Source organism: Pseudomonas sp. PDM10, from assembly GCF_014852295.1.
In the GTDB taxonomy this organism is placed as follows: domain Bacteria; phylum Pseudomonadota; class Gammaproteobacteria; order Pseudomonadales; family Pseudomonadaceae; genus Aquipseudomonas.
Genome location: NZ_JACVBJ010000011.1, coordinates 1 through 16,512, shown reverse-complemented (window position 1 = coordinate 16,512; position 16,512 = coordinate 1). Strand labels below are relative to the sequence as shown.

Sequence of the window (16,512 nt, the reverse complement as noted above, 5' to 3'; positions counted from 1 at the left end):
CCCCGGTCAACGACAACTTCATCGACGCCAGCGAAACCGTCACCGTTAACGAAGACACCTTGGCTACCGGCAATGTGTTGGCGGGTACTTCGAGCGTCGACGGCCCGGTCAGCGTGGTCAACTTCACCGTCGGTACGACCACTTATGTGGCAGGCAGCACGGCGACCATCGCCAACGTCGGCACCCTAGTCATCGGGGCGAACGGGGCTTACACCTTCACCCCGGCCGCCGACTACAACGGCACGGTGCCGACGGTCAGCTACACCGTCACCGATGGTTCGGGCAGCAACGTCAGCTCGACCCTGAACATCAGCGTCACCCCGGTCAACGACAACTTCATCGACGCCAGCGAAACCGTCACCGTTAACGAAGACACCTTGGCTACCGGCAATGTGTTGGCGGGTACTTCGAGCGTCGACGGCCCGGTCAGCGTGGTCAACTTCACTGTCGGTGCGACCACTTATGTGGCAGGCAGCACGGCGACCATCGCCAACGTCGGCACCCTGGTGATCGGGGCGAACGGGGCTTACACCTTCACCCCGGCCGCCGACTACAACGGCACGGTGCCGACGGTCAGCTACACCGTCACCGATGGTTCGGGCAGCAACGTTACCTCGACCCTGAACATCAGCGTCACCCCGGTGAACGACAACTTCATCGACGCCAGCGAAACGATCTCCACCCTGGAAGACACCGCCATTACCGGCAGCGTCCTCACCGGCACGAGCAGCGTCGACGGCCCGGTCAGCGTGGTCAACTTCACCATCGGCGGGACTACTTACGCAGCAGGCGCCACGGCGAATATCGCCAACGTCGGCACCCTGGTGATCGGGGCGAGCGGTGCGTACGCCTTCACTCCGACCGCCAACTACAACGGCACAGTGCCGACGGTCAGCTACACCGTCACCGACGGTTCGGGCAGCAACGTCACCTCGACCTTGAACATCAGCGTTACCCCGGTTGATGACCCGAGTGTGCTGACTGCCGACATCAACACAGTTCTCGAGGACAAGATCGCTACCGGTAACGTACTGACTAACGACCGCGATGTGGATAACGTCCTGAGCGTGGCCAAGTTCACGGTGGGTGGCACCGAGTACACGGCAGGCGCCACGGCGACCATCGCCAACATCGGCACCTTGGTGCTTGCGGCAAACGGGGCTTACACCTTCACCCCGGTCAGCAACTGGAGCGGCCAGGTTCCGACGGTGACCTACACCACCAGCACCGGTTCACACACCACCCTGGAAATCAATGTGACCGCGGTCGCAGATGCACCGATCGTGACCGCCACCACGACTCAGGTGGCCGAGAACAGCAGCATTGCGTTGGGCTTGAAGGTAACGTCGCCGGACACTGATGGTTCTGAAACCCAGACCATCACCACCATCGGCGGCATCCCGGCAGGTGCGACCCTGACCGACGGCACGCACACCTTCACAGGCACGACCGGTAACGCTGTTGTCGACCTCAGCGGGTGGGATGTGAGCAAGTTGAGCTACACCCCGGCACCGTACGCCACCGGTACCAACACGCTGACCGTTACGGCCGTCTCGACCGAAAGCCAGGGTGATTCGGCCACCAGTTCGATACAGATTCCGATCACGATCAATCCCGCGGTCTACAACGCTGTCACCGCCACGGCGGCTGATGACACCATCACCGGCACCAGCGGCAACGACATCATGGTCGCCGACATCGGCGGGCTGACCGTGGTGCCGGGCACCAATTACAACATCGCGTTCATGGTCGACAGCTCGGGCAGCATGAGCGCGTCGTCGATCAACTCAGCCAAGGACTCGCTGACCTCGGTGTTCAACACCCTCAAGCAGAGCATGGGCGGCAACTCGGGCACCGTGAACATCTTCCTGGTGGACTTCGATACCCAGGTCAACAAGTCGGTATCGGTCAACCTGAACGATCCGAACGCCCTGACCGCGCTCAAATCGGTACTGGACTCGATGTCGTCCGGCGGTGTGACCAACTACGAAGATGTATTCAAAACCACGGCCAATTGGTTCCAGAGCGCTGACGCCGTGGCCAACACCGGGGCGAAGAACCTCACGTACTTCATCACCGACGGCCAGCCGAACTACTACCAGAGTGGCGAACAGACCAACCCGACGCTGTACGGCAACGTGAAGCTCGATGACGTGGTGAAAACCAGCAATTACAAGCCGGGAGATACCTTCTCCACGACAATCGACAGTACTCACAAACTGACCATCGACAGTGAAGGGAATGCGACGCTGTACACCTTAAACGGCTCCAAGAGCTGGAAAGCCAGTGACGTGGGAACCGTACACGCTCAAGGCGACGGTACTTACGAGTTGTCCTACACGACGGGCAGCGGCAGTGATCAGACGATTGTCGACAACTCCGCCTCCAGCTTCGCGCTGCTGAGCAATGTGTCCAACGTTGAAGCCATTGGTCTGAACAAGGGCGTCACCCTTGCCGACTTGAGCCCGTACGACTCGGACCATACGCCGCAAACCAACATTGATCCGAGTAACTTGGCCAACTCGATCATCGGTCACACCGAAGCGACGCAACCAGGTTCCGACACGGTCAATGGCGGTGACGGCAACGACATCCTGTTCGGCGACCTGGTGAGTTTCAACGGCATTGCCGGCGAGGGTTATCAGGCGATGCAGGCGTTCGTCGCCCAGCAAACCGGCGTGGACGTCAGCAAAGTCACCACCAGCAACGTGCACCAGTTCATCACCGAGCACTACACCGCGTTCGATGTGTCCGGGGCGCATGACGGTAATGATTCACTGCTGGGCGGTACCGGCAATGACATACTCTTCGGCCAGGGTGGCAACGACCTCCTAGACGCCGGCAAGGGCAATGACATCCTGCTCGGTGGCAGCGGTAACGATTCGCTGATGGGCGGTCAGGGCAACGATCTTCTGATCGGTGGCTCGGGTGCCGACACCTTCGTCTGGAAGGCCGGTGACACTGGCAGCGACGTGATCAAGGACTTCAAGGCCAGCGAGGGTGATCGCATCGACCTGCACGATCTGCTGCAGGGGGAAACCGGCAGCACCATCGACAACTTCCTGAAGATCACCACCGTGGACGGCGTTTCGTCCCTGCAAGTCAGCTCCGCCGGCAAGTTCAACGGCGCTGACGCTGCAGCGGCGCAACCCGATGTGACGATCAAACTGGAAGGCAACAACTGGTCCAGCGCCAGCATCAACTCGTTGATTGCCGGCAGTGACCCGACCATCAAAATCGATCACAACAACAGCTGATCCAACGAAAAACGGCCACCCTTATGGGGTGGCCGTCACGTTTGCGCCCAACACCCCGGTGACGATTTCGTCGCCGCACCGCATACTCGCGTCCAGTTGGCCTATGCTGCTGAAAGCATGATGCGGGTCCATTTCCGAGGGATGTTCAATGTTCTACGTGCAACGCGATGCGCAAGGTCAGTTAGTGCGCGTGGAAGCCACGGCCTACGCCGAGGCCACGGAAACGCTGCCGGCCGATCACCATGAAATCCAGGACTGGTATGCCCACGAAGTGGTGGAAACCAGCCTCAAACAGCTCAAACAGAGCGACCTGGAAATGATCCGGGTACTCGACGACTTGATCCAGGTGCTGACCAGCAAAGGCGTGATCCGCGTCACCGACCTGCCGCCGGCCGCACAAGCCAAGCTGATGGACCGGACCCAGGCCCGTGAGGCGTTGGGCGGGTTGAGTCAATTGATCGATGATGATGAGACGGGGTTGATCTAACCCCCGACGCTGATCGTTCCCACGCTCTGCGTGGGAATGCCTCTCGGGACGCTCCGCGTTCCAGCCTCACCGCTGGCGTTGTGTCTGACACTGATGTGACGCAGAGCGTCACGGGCTGCATTCCCACGCAGAGCGTGGGAACGATCGGTTACTGCCAAGGCTTCGGCTCACCAAACAATTGCCCCTGAACCCCATACAACCCCATCTCGCGAATCACCATCAACTCCCCTTCCGTCTCGACCCGCTCGGCAATCAACGGCAAATCGATGCTGTGCGCCGCCCGCTGAATTGCCTCGATGAACAGGCGCTTGTCGCTCTCCTGATCAATCGCCCGGATGTAGCTGCCGTCGATCTTCAGATACGCCAACCCAAGCCGCGCCAGGTTGCCGATCATGCTGAAGCGCCCGCCAAAGCGTTGCAGGCTCAGGGAGAACCCGAGTTCGTGCAGACGTCGCGTCAGCTCTTCCAGCACGGCTTGCTCCGGCAACTGTTCCTCACCGATTTCCAGGGTCAATCGCTCCCCGAGATCCGAATGCTGACGCAGGATCTCAAAGACTTTATTCAACGCCTGCGGATCGGCCAACGTCGCCGAAGACAGGTTCAGCGCCAGCGATTCTACATGGCCGGCCATTTGCTCAAGCACCAGCTCCAACATCAGCCGATCAAGTCGCGCGGTCCAGCCAAAACGCTCGAGCCACGGCAGGAAGCGCCCGGCGGGAATGGTCTGGCCCTCGTCGTCGATCAAACGCGACAGCACCTTGTAATGCAGCACCAACTGCGTGTCCTGGGCGGCCACCACCGGCTGGAAATACAGCTCGAAACGCCGCTGATTCAACGCCTGATCCAGCAATTTATGCCAGGCATGATGGTCATCGCCGACGCTGGCCGAGGCGCTGTGATCCAGGCAGACCCAGCTCGAATCGCCCTGGCCTTCTGCCTGAGCCAACGCCTGATCGCCCAACCCAAGCACCGCTTGCGGGGAGTCGCCATACGCAAACGGCGCCAGCCCGATCGAGGCCACCGAGGCCACATCGGTGGCGCCCGTCGCGTGCAGGCTCGCCAAGGCACTGTCGAGGTTCTGCGCCAGTTGCAGCGCTTCTTCGCGCACCAGCCCCGGCGCCAACACGGCAAACTCACCGCCGCGAATCCGCGTCACGAGGTTCAGAGTTTCCGGGTATTTGGCGCACTCTCGGGACAACTGCTCGCCAACCGCTTTCAACAACTGGTCAGTGCGTTGACCACCCAACCGCTGGTTCAACCCGGCCAGGTCACTGACCCGCAATAGCAGCAAATAACCGGAACTCGCCTGCTCCGGATTGCTCACTCGGGCGTTCAATTGCATCTCGAAATAACGACGGTTGGCCAGCCCCGTCAGGTTGTCCTGATAGGACTCAGCCCGCAGTTTTTCACTGCGCTCGGCCTGTTCCTGGAACAGCGCCTTAAGCTTCTCGACCATCTGGTTCATGGCCTGCACGACTCGCCGCAGTTCCGGCGTGCGCGGCAGTTGCGGCAGGCTGAGGAATTCGCGGCGAGCGATGGCGTGAGATTGCTTGACCATGTAATCCAGCGGCTTCAGTTGCCGACGCAACAACAGCGCGCCCAGCACCGCGCTCACCGCACCGCAGATCAGCAACCAGCCAAGACTGCCCAGCGCGCTCTGCCAGAGCTTGGCCAACGCGAACATCGGGTGGCTGACCACCTCGACCCGCGCCGCCTGCTCCCAGCCACGGCTGACGAGGGCATCACCACCGGCTGCTTCCAGCCCGATCATTTTGACGAACCAGTCCGGCACGTTGTTCACCGCTGGAATGCCGCTGCGCTCGACGAGCGTCTGATCGGTCTTGAGGTCGACCACGCGGATGCTCGCGTAATAACCGCTGTCGAAGATCGAACTGACCAGCAACTCGACCATCGCCGGGTCGTCGATGTTCGGTGTCAGGGACAGCGCCAATGCCGTCGCGGCATCCTGGGCGTGGGAGCGCAGCTGGTTGACGTATTGGGTGCGCGAGCTTTCCAGGCTGACCACGAAGCTACCGGTGAAGGCGATCACCAGGAACAGACAGATAGCGATCAACAGCTGTTTGAACAAAGACATCTGAGCGCGTGCTCCTAGTTAGTCGTCTCGACCGGGAAACCTTCGGCCTGCATTTTCTTCAACACATCCTGCCAACGAGACAGGCGTTTGGTGTCACCAACTTTCTTGTTGCCCTTGGCGCCCGGCAACCACAACCCTTCGGCATTAAAAGAGTAGACCGGCAGCAAATCGGTTCGCTGGCTGGCCGGTTTGATCGCATCGATCAGGCTGTCGAGTACCAGCGGCATGGCCTCGGGGCTTGAGTAGTAGGTCAACACCATGTGCGCCCGATTCAGGCGCAAGGCCTTGACGTAAGTAATACGCAGCTTGTCACTGGCGACGCCGAGATGACGCAGGCTGAAATACTTGGCGATCGCGTAATCTTCGCAATCGCCGGCGCCCTTCCAAAGAGCCTCGATGGGTGTTTCCCAATAATCGACCTCGTGCCACAGGTCGATGTCTTCCTCGTAATGCATCTGTTTGTTGAAGAATTGATTGACCACTTTAAGCTGTTCGAGCTCGCCAACTTGCTTTTGCGTGACCAATAAGTGCTGCCAGGCATCAATGCGTGGCTGTCCTTCGCCCAATGGCCCGTACAATGCCTGCGCGCGACGGCTGATCAGCGAAAAATCCCAATCGGCATGCAGCCCGCCCAGCATAACGCCGGCCAGCAGCAACGCGCAGCACAACCAGCGCAAAGTCCGAGGGATCGCGAAACGTACCGCCAATGCGAGGCATCCAGATCAGGCAAGTGGAAATGGGTCGATGGTGCAGGTTAGCCCGGTAAAAGACAATGGCACGGTGAGATCACTGCTGGCGCGCTAAACTTTGTATGGCAGGTGCAATAAAAAACATCGGGGCCACGTCAGGGGCGACCTTTTGTCCGTTTGACAACCTGTCAGGCAGTCACTAGTGTCCCCTTGGATCCAAATTTATTTCACTCAAACAGGGTGCGTAGTTGTGACACAGAAGCCCAATCCTCTGAACAGCATCAAGGTCAACGGGCCGATTCCCGCTCACTTGGCACGCTCGGTGATCGAAGAAACGCTGCGTTCGGCCATTCTCGACGGTCGCATTCCCTGCGGCACCGCCCTGCGTCAGCAAGATTTGGCCGATCTTTTCGGTGTCAGCCGCATGCCGGTGCGCGAAGCCTTGCGCCAGCTCGAAGCCCAGGCGCTGCTCAACGTCATCGCCCATAAAGGTGCAGTGGTCGCACCGCTGGTTCAGGGCGATGCCGTGGAAACCTATGCACTGCGGATCCTGCTGGAATCCGAAGCGTTGCGCCTGTCGATCCCGTTACTCGTTGATGAGGATCTCGAACAGGCTGCCCGCTACATCGACGAACTGGAAACGCAAAACGACTACACCGAAATCGGCCGGCTCAATCGGCTCTTCCACATGGCGCTGTACTGCAAGGCGCCTAACCAACGGCTATTGAGACTGGTGGAAGACGGATTGAACGAAGAGGAGCGCTTCCTGCGCTTCAACCTGGAAGCCATGGGCCTGGGCAAACTGTCCCAGGAAGACCACCAGGCGCTCTTGCTGGCCGTCGAAAACCGGGACGTCGAGCGCGCGGTGAAGTTGCTCGAACATCACCTCAACCGGGGTGTCGAAGTCATCACACGCTACCTCAACAGCCCCGAAGCGCTGAACAAGAAAACCTCCAAGTAACCCACGTCGGTAAACCTGAGCGAGCAGATTGAACTGCTCGTTCTCGCTTGCCGCGCTGCGCGACGCCCCTCTCCAAAGCTCTGCCCTCGATTTACCCCTCTCAAGACCAACAATGACTCAGAGTCGATGACGCGCCGGTGATGGCGGCTGTCGTGATTTACGCTCACTCTTGGCCTGCCAACGAACAATGAACGGGCGACGCACCGCACGAGCGGAGCAGTCCCCGCACCAAGAACCTACGGAAGGAGTCTTGCCACGGGAAAGGAAGAACCGACGTTGATCCCAGTCAACTTCCGCCCCCCTATTTCACTTCAATGACTCAGTTAGAAAGTTACTTCGAGTGAGGCATTCACTCTTCATTTTAATTCTGACTTATATAAGCCGGAAGGAGTAACTACACCCAAATAAAACTAAAATTAAAAGTTTTATTGGAACTTGTCGCGCGCGATAAAGTTGAACTTTCAAATAATATAAAAATAACTTGCCCGACACTTTATTCATGTATTAGTTTTTCTCCGCCGCCTTGAATACAGGCGTCAGGCCGTCACTTAACGACGCATAGCAACTTACCCATATCAATTCGCTTGAGGCCTCTGCTCGCCAGCAGAAAGCTTTAACTAACGATCGCTTATTCATTAAACCGCAACGGTATATCCAACTCACTTAGAGGCTCGCCCATGAAACCGACTAAAGACCGTCTCCACCAGAAGAAAGCAGAACTTAGTGCACATCCGATCTTCTCCGAAATTCATTCGCTGTCGGTGCTTCAACGTTTCATGGAAACCCATGTCTTTGCGGTGTGGGATTTCATGTCGCTGACCAAACGTCTGCAACAGGAGCTCACCTGCGTGCAGCTTCCCTGGTTACCGCCAAGAGACCCGCAAGCGGCGCGGCTGATCAATGAAATTGTGCTGGGTGAAGAGTCCGATGATCGCCCAGCCCAGGGTCACTACAGCCATTTCGAGTTGTACCTGGATGCCATGCGCGAAGTCGGCGCCAGCACGGCGGTGGTCGAACGCTTCGTCGCGCTGCAAAAAGAAGGCGTGAGTTACGACGTGGCGCTGCAAAGCGTGGACGTCGACCCGGCGGCAGCGCAGTTCGTGCGCAACACGTTGCACACCGCCCTGCATGCGCCGGGGCACAGCGTTGCGGCGGCATTCCTGCATGGTCGCGAGAGCGTCATCCCGCAGATGTTCCAGCGAATTCTTGATGACTGGGGCATCGGCATCGAACAGGCTCCGACCTTTCGTTACTACCTCGAACGGCACATCGAAGTCGATTCCGAAGACCACGGCCCCGCCGCTGAAAAACTCCTCGCCCGGCTGGTCGATGGCGATCCGCAACGCGAAGAAGACGTCTACGCCAGCGCCATCGCTGCAGTGGAAAGCCGCATCGCCTTATGGGACGGCCTGCGCCTGAGCATGAGCGAACCGGTTGCCGAGGTGAACGCATGAACGCCGCCGACTACCAATCCTTCGCCGACGCCTGGGAAAGCCGCGCGACCATCCGTACCCGTCCCCGGCGAGTGCTGGAGAACGACGACAAACTGATCTACCCGCTGAGCCGCCAACCGTTGGTGCTGAGCGAAACCTTCCTGCGTGAATGCCCGGAGCAGCGCGACTTTGCGCTGGTGCAGACGCTCTACAAATTCATCAACGACGTGGTGATTTTCGAAACCGAAATCGTCGACAAGACGGCCCGCAGCATCGCCAAGAACCGCTTCGCCGTGGCCTTCCCGTTCGCCTGTCGCTATGACGCCATGACCGTGGTGGTGGACGAGGATTACCACGCACTGGTGGCAATGGATTTCATGCAACAGACCGTCGCCATGACCGGCATCACGCCCATCGAACTGCCGGACGAAATCGAACTCAGCCGAGCCATTCCTGCAGCCGTGGCACTCGCGCCGGAACACCTGCGCAGCGCCGTGGAACTGATCTGCGTGGCTATCGCCGAGAACACCGTGACCGGCGATGTCGCAGCGTTCGCCAAGGACGACACGGTCAAGCAGTCGATCAAGGGCCTGATGGCCGACCACTTGCTCGACGAAGGTCGCCACTCCGGGTTCTGGGCGCGGCTGGTGCGCATCTACTGGCACACCGCGAGCGAGGAAGACCGCCAATGCATTGCGCACATCCTGCCGGTGTTCATCGGCCATTACCTGACCAATGACATCCAGAAGTCGTTCGACTTTCGCCTGATCGAGTCCTTGCAGATCAGCGACGCCGCACGCCACGCCCTCAAGAGCGAAGTGTCGGGGCTGGCCTTCCCGATCAATCGCCATCACCCGCTGGTCGCCAACATCGTGCGGTTTTTCCGCAGCAGTTCGCTGCTCGATTCGCCGTGCGTGCAAGACGCCCTCAGCGATTACCTGGTTTAACGAGGAGCCCATCATGAGACGTCTCGACATTCTGCTCATTGGACAAGGCCAGGCCCTGACCGACCTGGCGCTGGAACTTGAACAACACGGTCATTCTCTGGTGCGGCTGACGGCCGTCGACGAGCAGCCGTTGGGTAACGCTGATTTGCTGATCGACGACGCCAGCCTGCCTGTTCAAGACATCGGCAATACACCGCGACTGACGCTGCAACTGGGTATCGGTGTACCTGGAGTTTCTGGCCTGCCGCCGCTGGATTTGCTGTGTACCTACGGTTCCACGCTGTTCACTCGCGTGCCGATCACCGACGAACCTTCGGGCAACGGCCAGGCATTGCGCCTGCGGGCAGTGGCAGAACTGGTCGATCACGTGGCGCTGTTGGTCAGCCGGTTCTCTCGCGATGCCGACTACTTCCTGCTGGCCGATCCTGCGGCTCCCGCTCGCTTCGAGCACGTGGAAAACCTGCTCTATCTGGAGAGCCTGGCGTTTTTCCATCGGCTCAACCTCACGGCGGCGCCCGCGCTGCTGGAGCGCAGTCAAATCCCGATGATCGAGCGACTTGAGCAGCGCTTCATCCAGTGTGCCGAACGACCCGCGCTGAACATTGCCGGCGCGTCCCTGAGCTATCGGCATTTGCACGCCCACAGCCGCGCCATCCAGCAGCGTTTGCAGCCGTTGCTCGCTCAGCATCAGGGGCCGTTGGTGATCGGGATCTGCCTGCCAAAATGCAGCGCGTTGTATGCGGGGATTCTGGCGATTCTTGGCAGTGGCGCGGTGTACCTGCCGCTGGAGCCGAGCCATCCGCTGCAACGTCAGCAGTACATTCTGGAAAACGCCGGGGCAGTATTGCTGCTGCATGACGGTGAACATCCGCTCGCGGCGCAAATGCCGGGACTCGACATCAGCTGCATCGACATTGGCGATGTGGATCTCGATCAACCCTTGATGCGCCAACGACCCGATCCAGAGGCGCCGTGCATGGCGCTCTATACCTCGGGCACCACCGGCCATCCCAAAGGCGTGTTGCTCAGCCAGGCCAACCTCGCGCACTTCACCGCGTGGTACGCCGACTATGTGCAACTGAGCGAGCACAGTCGGGTGCTGCAATTTTCGTCGTTGAGTTTCGACTCGTCGCTGATCGATATTTTCCCGACCCTGCTCCAGGGCGCCGAACTGATCGTGCCCGGCGACGATCAGCGCCGCGATCCGTTGCAACTGGTCGAACTGATCCGCCATCAACAACTGAGCCATGCCTTTTTGCCGCCAGCGTTGTTGAGCATCCTGCCGCTGGATCAACTGCAATGCCTCGATCACGTGATGACCGGCGGCGATGTCTGCGAACCCTACGTCATCGAGCAACTCACCCGTCAGGGCAACCTCTACAACCTCTATGGCCCTACCGAAGCGACGGTATTGATTACCGCGCGGCAACTGCGCACCGGCGACAGTAACCGCACTCTAGGCGCACCTATCGCCAACAGTCAGGTGCTGATTCTCGATGAGGATTTTCAACCGGTGGCCGAGCAAACCGTCGGTGAGTTGTACATCGTCGGGCCAGGGGTGTGCCTGGGGTATCTGAACAACCCACAGCAGACCGCTGAGCGCTATCTGAACCTGAGCCTGCCGAATGGCCAGAGCCTGCGCGCCTACCGCACCGGCGACATGGCGAAGTGGACCCGCGATGGCATCGAGCTGTGCGGACGGCGCGACAATCAGGTGAAGATTCGCGGCTTTCGCGTCGAGCCGGAAGAGATCGAACGCTGCTTGCGCGACAGTCAGTTATACCGCCAGGTGGCCGTGGTCATCGACAGTCATCGACGGATTCTGGCCTTCCTCGCGCAGCCTCAGGAGGATCAACCCGGCACTGCTCGCGAAGCGCTGAAGGCTCATGCGATGCAGTTTCTACCGGATTACATGCAGCCCACCGCCTGGACCGAACTGCCGAGCATGCCGTTCGCCAGCAACGGCAAGGTCGACCGCAAGGCGCTGCTGGCAATGCCCGTGAATGTGGCCGAAAACACGCTGCGGCGCTTGCCCGTCAGTGCCGACGAGGCACTGCTGCTGGAGATCTGGGCCGAGCTGCTGGAGCTGCCGGCCAGCGATATTTCCACCGACGAAAGTTTCTTCAACCTGGGCGGCCACTCGATCCTGCTGTCGCGCATGCTTTTACGTTTGCGTGAAGAATTTGGTCGCAGCATCTCGATCAACCGCTTCATCGAATTGCCGACCATCGCCAAGTTGGCGACCTTGGTGCGCGGCTCCGGCACCGAAGAGGTGTTGAGCGAAAAGGCCTTGGCCGATGCTTTCCGCGAACTGGATATCCAGCCGTTGCCAGTCAACCGCATGGGCGATGTGCACAAGGTGATCGTTACCGGCGCCAACAGCTTTGTCGGCGTGCACATCGTTGAAGCATTGCTCGCCTGGGGCGCCAGCGAAGTCGCCTGCCTGGTGCGCGATGGCGGTGGGCAATCGGCGGCCGAGCGGTTTGCCCATGCGTTGCGAGAAAACCGTCTGGAGCATCTGGACCTGAGCCGGGTGCGGGTTTATGCGGCGGACATTACCCGTCCGTCATTGGGGCTCGAAGCGGATGTTTACGAGCGACTGGATCGGCAGTTCGGCGCATTGGTGCACAACGCCGCCAACGTCAATCACGTACTCGATTACGAGTCGCTGGCGCGAGACAACGTCGAGCCGATTTTCGAGTGCCTTCGGTTGTGCGAAGGGCGTAGCAAGAAGATCTTCAACTTCGTCTCGACGCTCTCGGCTTCCAGCACGATTGCCGCCGATGGCCGGGTGCTGGAATTGCCCGCCGCGCAGACCCCGCCGATCTACATCAAGAACGGCTACAACCTGTCCAAATGGGTTGGTGAGCGGATCCTCGAACGGGCTCGCGAACGTGGTGTACGAGTCAATCTTTATCGCCCCGGCAACATCAGTTTCAACAGCCTCACCGGTGTCTGCCAGCCTCACAAGAATCGCTTAATGCTGATGCTCAAAGGCTCGATCCAGCTCGGCCAGGTGCCGGAGTTCGCGCTGAATTTCGACCTGATGCCGGTGGACTTCCTCGCCCGGTTCATCGCCTTCCATGCCAGCCGTTATTCAGCCGAAAAAGCGGTGTTCAACCTGCACAACCCCGAACCTCTGAGCTGGGACAACTACGTCGCGTCATTCCGTGAGGCGGGTCGGGAGTTTTCCATGGTCAGCGTCGCCGACTGGCAGCAGCAACTGGGTCGGGTCGACAGCGACAACGCGTTGTTCGGCGTGCTCGGTTTCTACCTCAACGGCTTCGAGGAAGACATCGGCGACATCTCAATGATCGGCCACGCCAACGCCCAGGCGGGCGTGCGGCAGATGGGCGCGCATTACCCGGAAAAGTCCCCGGCGCTGCTACGTCGCGGCTGCGACTACCTCAAAGAAATCAACTTCATCTGATTCACTCAACCGGAGCAAAACCATGAAAACCCTACAACCCGATACCCTGATCAAAAACCCTCAAGGCTGCCACGTGGTGTCCTCGGTGGAAGTGCCGGCCGATGCCAAGAAGGTCTGGGCAGTGGTCGGTAACTTTGCCGGCTTCGATCAATTCATTCCGGCGCTGTCGCACATTGAGATGACCGGCGAAGGCGTGTCGTCCCTGCGCAAGAAATTCTTCAAGGACGGCAACCTGGTGGTCGAGCAACTCAACTCCCGGGATGACCAGGCGCTGAACATGACCTGGACCACGATTTACAACACATTGGGCGTGGCCAATTTGTGGGCGGCGATGAGTGTTGAACCGCTGGGCACGGGAAAATCCCGAGCGACCTGGACCATCATCGCCGAACCCGCACAGGGCGGCGCGGAGGCATTGGCGGGGTTCACGGATTTCGTGCAGGGCTTTGCCGATGACTCGATGAACAATGTGTTGAAGCTGTTTGCGTAAGGCTTTGGTTTGGCGGTGATCATCCACCGCTTTTGCGAGCAAGCCCGCTCCCACAAGTTGACCGGATTTCTACTGAAGAAACGCGGTTGAATGTGGGAGCGGGCTTGCTCGCGAAGAACGATAACGCGGTCCAACCGACATGAATCAGATTTTGAAGCTGTCGACCAACTGCTTCAACCGGTTCGCCTGCAGGGACAACGCATCGCAATCCTTCAACGTTTCATTGAGGTTGGCCACGCTCTGCTGGTTCAGCAGGTTGATCTGGTTAACGTCGACGTTGAGGGTTTCCACCACCGCCGTCTGCTCTTCGGTCGCCGCAGCCACCGATTGGTTCATGCCGTCGATTTCGCCAATGCGCTGGGTCACGCTGACCAGACGCAGACCGGCCTGGTTCGCCACTTCGACGCTCTGCTCGCTGGAGACCTGACTGGCGTTCATGGTGGTCACCGCTTCGCGAGAACCGATCTGCAGCGAGGTGATCATCTTGTGGATCTCCTCCGCCGATTCCTGAGTACGGTGAGCGAGGTTACGCACCTCGTCCGCCACCACCGCAAAACCACGACCGGCTTCACCAGCGCGAGCCGCTTCGATAGCGGCGTTGAGCGCGAGCAAGTTGGTCTGCTGGGAGATACCTTTGATCACATCCAGAATGTGCCCGATGTTGTCGGTGCTGGCGTTCAGCGTTTCGATCTGCGTGCAGGACAGACTGATTTTCTGCGACAACTCGGTCATCGCCAGAATGGTTTTCTCCACCACCTGACGACCGTCATCGGCCTGCTCGCTCGCGCCGCTGGCGTGCTGGGAAGCATCGGCGGCGTTGCGGGCGATTTCCTGGGTGGCGGCGCCCAACTGGTTGATCGCCGCAGCCACACTGTTGGTGCGGGCGCTTTGCTCGTCGGAGCCGACGATCGAGGCGTTGGACGAAGCCATCACCCGTTGCGACAGGTCGTGAACCTGGCGGGTGGCCGACGACACTTCGGAAATCGACGCGTGAATTCGCTCCACGAACTGGTTGAAAGAACCGCCCAGTTCACCGAATTCGTCTTTGCTTTCCACGGCCAGACGTCGGGTCAGGTCGCCCTCGCCTTGAGCGATGTCCTGCATCGCACGGCCCATGGTGGTCAGCGGACGCATCAGCACGTTGATCAGCAGGCTCAGCAGCACTGCAATGGCCGTCACGGCGATGAACATCGCAATCAGCGCAGAAGTGCGGAACTGGCTGAGTGGGGCGTAGGCCTTGTCCTTGTCAATCGACAGACCGATGTACCACTCGGCATTCGGCAAACCACTGACCGGCGTGAACGAAAGGATACGGTCCTGCTTGTTCAGGGTGACTTCCTGATTGCCCTTCTCGATGCGCACCCCGGCGTTCGGGTAGATGTCCTTCAGGTTTTTCATCACCTGGTCTTTGTCCGGGCTGACGATCACCTGACCGTCGGCGCTGACCAGGAATGCGTGGCCGATGCCACCGAAGTCCACCGAGTTGATGATCTTCACCAGCGTTTCCAGGCTCAGGTCACCACCGACCACGCCAAGCAACTCGCCGTTCTTTTTCACCGGCAGGGCGATAGTCACCACCAGGCCACCGACGGCGGCCATGTAAGGCGGGGTCAGCATGGTCTTGTCGGCAGCCACGGCCTGTTTGTACCAGGGACGCTGACGCGGATCGTAACCGTCAGGCATCTTCGCGTCCGGGCGCTGAGTGAACACGCCGTTGGCCTGGCCCACGTAGGTGAACTGGAAGTTCGAGGTCAGGGCCGGTTGACTGACCAGCCCTGGGAGGTCGGCATTGGCGCCTTGATGGGCGACGTTTTGCGCGAGGTTTTCCAGCACCAGCACGCGGCCGCTCATCCAGTTCTGCACACTGCTGGCGGTCAAGTCACCGGCCTGCTGGACGCTCGATTCAAGGTTTTGACGGATGGTGTTTCGCTGCAGATAGTCGTTGTACAAAGTGAACAACGCAAACGCCAGCACCACGACGCCGGAGGCGGCCAGAAGGATTTTATGGCTGAATTTGAGATTCATTTCATGGGACTTCTTATGCAAAAAGTGGGGATGCGTTCCGGGTTGCAACATTCCATGTAACAGCGCAGGCAGGGCTCTGGGGGCGCTCTACTTTGGTGCACGCATGTCTCATCAGGCTGTCGGCACAAACCGGAGAAAACTTAGGCGTTTGTAGGAAATGGTCGGCATTTCTGCCAGATACCCGCCGAACGGTGTGCCAGAGCGCCGGCTCAGTCTTTTTGTGATGACAGTTGTTCACGTTCATGCCTCACCTGAGTTTGCTGTACAGGCGCTTTACAGAAGCCATCTCGGTTGGCTCAACACGTGGCTGCGCGTACGTTTCTGAACATTTAGCGAGCCCAGAACGACAAAACCCCTGTCTGCGTTAGCAGACAGGGGTTTGGGAATTCAATCTTGACGATGACCTACTCTCACATGGGGAAACCCCACACTACCATCGGCGATGCATCGTTTCACTGCTGAGTTCGGGATGGGATCAGGTGGTTCCAATGCTCTATGGTCGTCAAGAAATTCTGTGACCAGCCCGTTACAGCGTAACGTGCCGGCAAAATTGGTGACTTCTACTAAAACGAAACCCCTACCTGCATACGCAGATAGGGGTTTCGGAATTTAATCTTGACGATGACCTACTCTCACATGGGGAAACCCCACACTACCATCGGCGATGCATCGTTTCACTGCTGAGTTCGGGATGGGAT

10 protein-coding genes, 2 rRNA genes and 1 pseudogene are annotated in these 16,512 nt (G+C 59.3%); 8 read left to right on the top strand and 5 right to left on the bottom strand.

The genetic code is table 11. From position 1 onward, the window contains the following. Both IB252_RS29860 and IB252_RS29855 read left to right on the top strand, forming a co-directional pair. Nucleotides 1-3,257, top strand: a 3,257-nt coding sequence (locus IB252_RS29860) for a beta strand repeat-containing protein (RefSeq protein ID WP_192411151.1), incomplete at its 5' end; no start/stop codon positions are given. A 148-nt stretch (nucleotides 3,258-3,405) separates the two neighbouring features. Beyond that, nucleotides 3,406-3,744, top strand: coding sequence for a tryptophan synthase subunit beta (locus tag IB252_RS29855; RefSeq protein WP_111452690.1), 339 nt, complete (start codon nucleotides 3,406-3,408; stop codon nucleotides 3,742-3,744). A gap of 148 nt (nucleotides 3,745-3,892) precedes the next feature. Here the strand turns inward: IB252_RS29855 and lapD are convergent, their stop codons facing one another. After that, the gene (gene lapD, locus IB252_RS29850; protein ID WP_192411150.1) at nucleotides 3,893-5,839 is read right to left on the bottom strand and encodes a cyclic di-GMP receptor LapD; all 1,947 of its coding nucleotides are present in this window, start codon (nucleotides 5,837-5,839) and stop codon (nucleotides 3,893-3,895) included. 14 nt (nucleotides 5,840-5,853) lie between these two features. Beyond that, nucleotides 5,854-6,546 carry a cysteine protease LapG gene (lapG, locus tag IB252_RS29845; protein ID WP_192411149.1) on the bottom strand — a complete coding sequence of 231 codons (693 nt, stop codon included), beginning with the start codon at nucleotides 6,544-6,546 and terminating at the stop codon, nucleotides 5,854-5,856. A 232-nt stretch (nucleotides 6,547-6,778) separates the two neighbouring features. Here lapG and IB252_RS29840 point away from each other — a divergent pair, with 232 nt between their 5' ends. The 5 genes from IB252_RS29840 to IB252_RS29820 all read left to right on the top strand — a co-directional run bounded on the left by IB252_RS29840 (nucleotide 6,779) and on the right by IB252_RS29820 (nucleotide 13,789). Beyond that, a complete protein-coding gene (locus IB252_RS29840) occupies nucleotides 6,779-7,489 on the top strand; it encodes a GntR family transcriptional regulator (protein ID WP_192411148.1) in 711 nt (236 codons plus the stop codon). A gap of 677 nt (nucleotides 7,490-8,166) precedes the next feature. Next, nucleotides 8,167-8,943: a DUF3050 domain-containing protein gene (locus IB252_RS29835; protein WP_111452693.1), complete on the top strand. Its 777-nt coding sequence runs from the start codon at nucleotides 8,167-8,169 to the stop codon at nucleotides 8,941-8,943. Further along, nucleotides 8,940-9,869 carry a diiron oxygenase gene (locus tag IB252_RS29830; protein ID WP_192411147.1) on the top strand — a complete coding sequence of 310 codons (930 nt, stop codon included), beginning with the start codon at nucleotides 8,940-8,942 and terminating at the stop codon, nucleotides 9,867-9,869. Before IB252_RS29835 ends, IB252_RS29830 begins: the two co-directional genes overlap by 4 nt. A gap of 13 nt (nucleotides 9,870-9,882) precedes the next feature. Then, nucleotides 9,883-13,299 carry a non-ribosomal peptide synthetase gene (locus IB252_RS29825; protein ID WP_192411146.1) on the top strand — a complete coding sequence of 1,139 codons (3,417 nt, stop codon included), beginning with the start codon at nucleotides 9,883-9,885 and terminating at the stop codon, nucleotides 13,297-13,299. 22 nt (nucleotides 13,300-13,321) lie between these two features. Further along, nucleotides 13,322-13,789 carry an SRPBCC family protein gene (locus tag IB252_RS29820; RefSeq protein ID WP_111452696.1) on the top strand — a complete coding sequence of 156 codons (468 nt, stop codon included), beginning with the start codon at nucleotides 13,322-13,324 and terminating at the stop codon, nucleotides 13,787-13,789. A 144-nt stretch (nucleotides 13,790-13,933) separates the two neighbouring features. Here IB252_RS29820 and IB252_RS29815 read toward each other — a convergent pair whose 3' ends face one another. Further along, complete coding sequence (locus IB252_RS29815; RefSeq protein ID WP_056745790.1) at nucleotides 13,934-15,814, bottom strand: methyl-accepting chemotaxis protein; 1,881 nt, start codon at nucleotides 15,812-15,814, stop codon at nucleotides 13,934-13,936. Between the two features lie 223 nt (nucleotides 15,815-16,037). On the opposite strand from IB252_RS29815, the pseudogene IB252_RS30485 reads away from it, so the two are divergent. Beyond that, nucleotides 16,038-16,133: pseudogene (locus IB252_RS30485) on the top strand (RNA polymerase subunit sigma); the annotation flags it as partial. 72 nt (nucleotides 16,134-16,205) lie between these two features. On the opposite strand, the gene rrf (IB252_RS29810) reads toward IB252_RS30485, so the two are convergent. Next, nucleotides 16,206-16,321: ribosomal RNA gene (rrf, locus tag IB252_RS29810) — 5S ribosomal RNA — on the bottom strand. A gap of 106 nt (nucleotides 16,322-16,427) precedes the next feature. Next, a 5S ribosomal RNA gene (gene rrf / locus IB252_RS29805) occupies nucleotides 16,428-16,512 on the bottom strand; the annotation flags it as partial.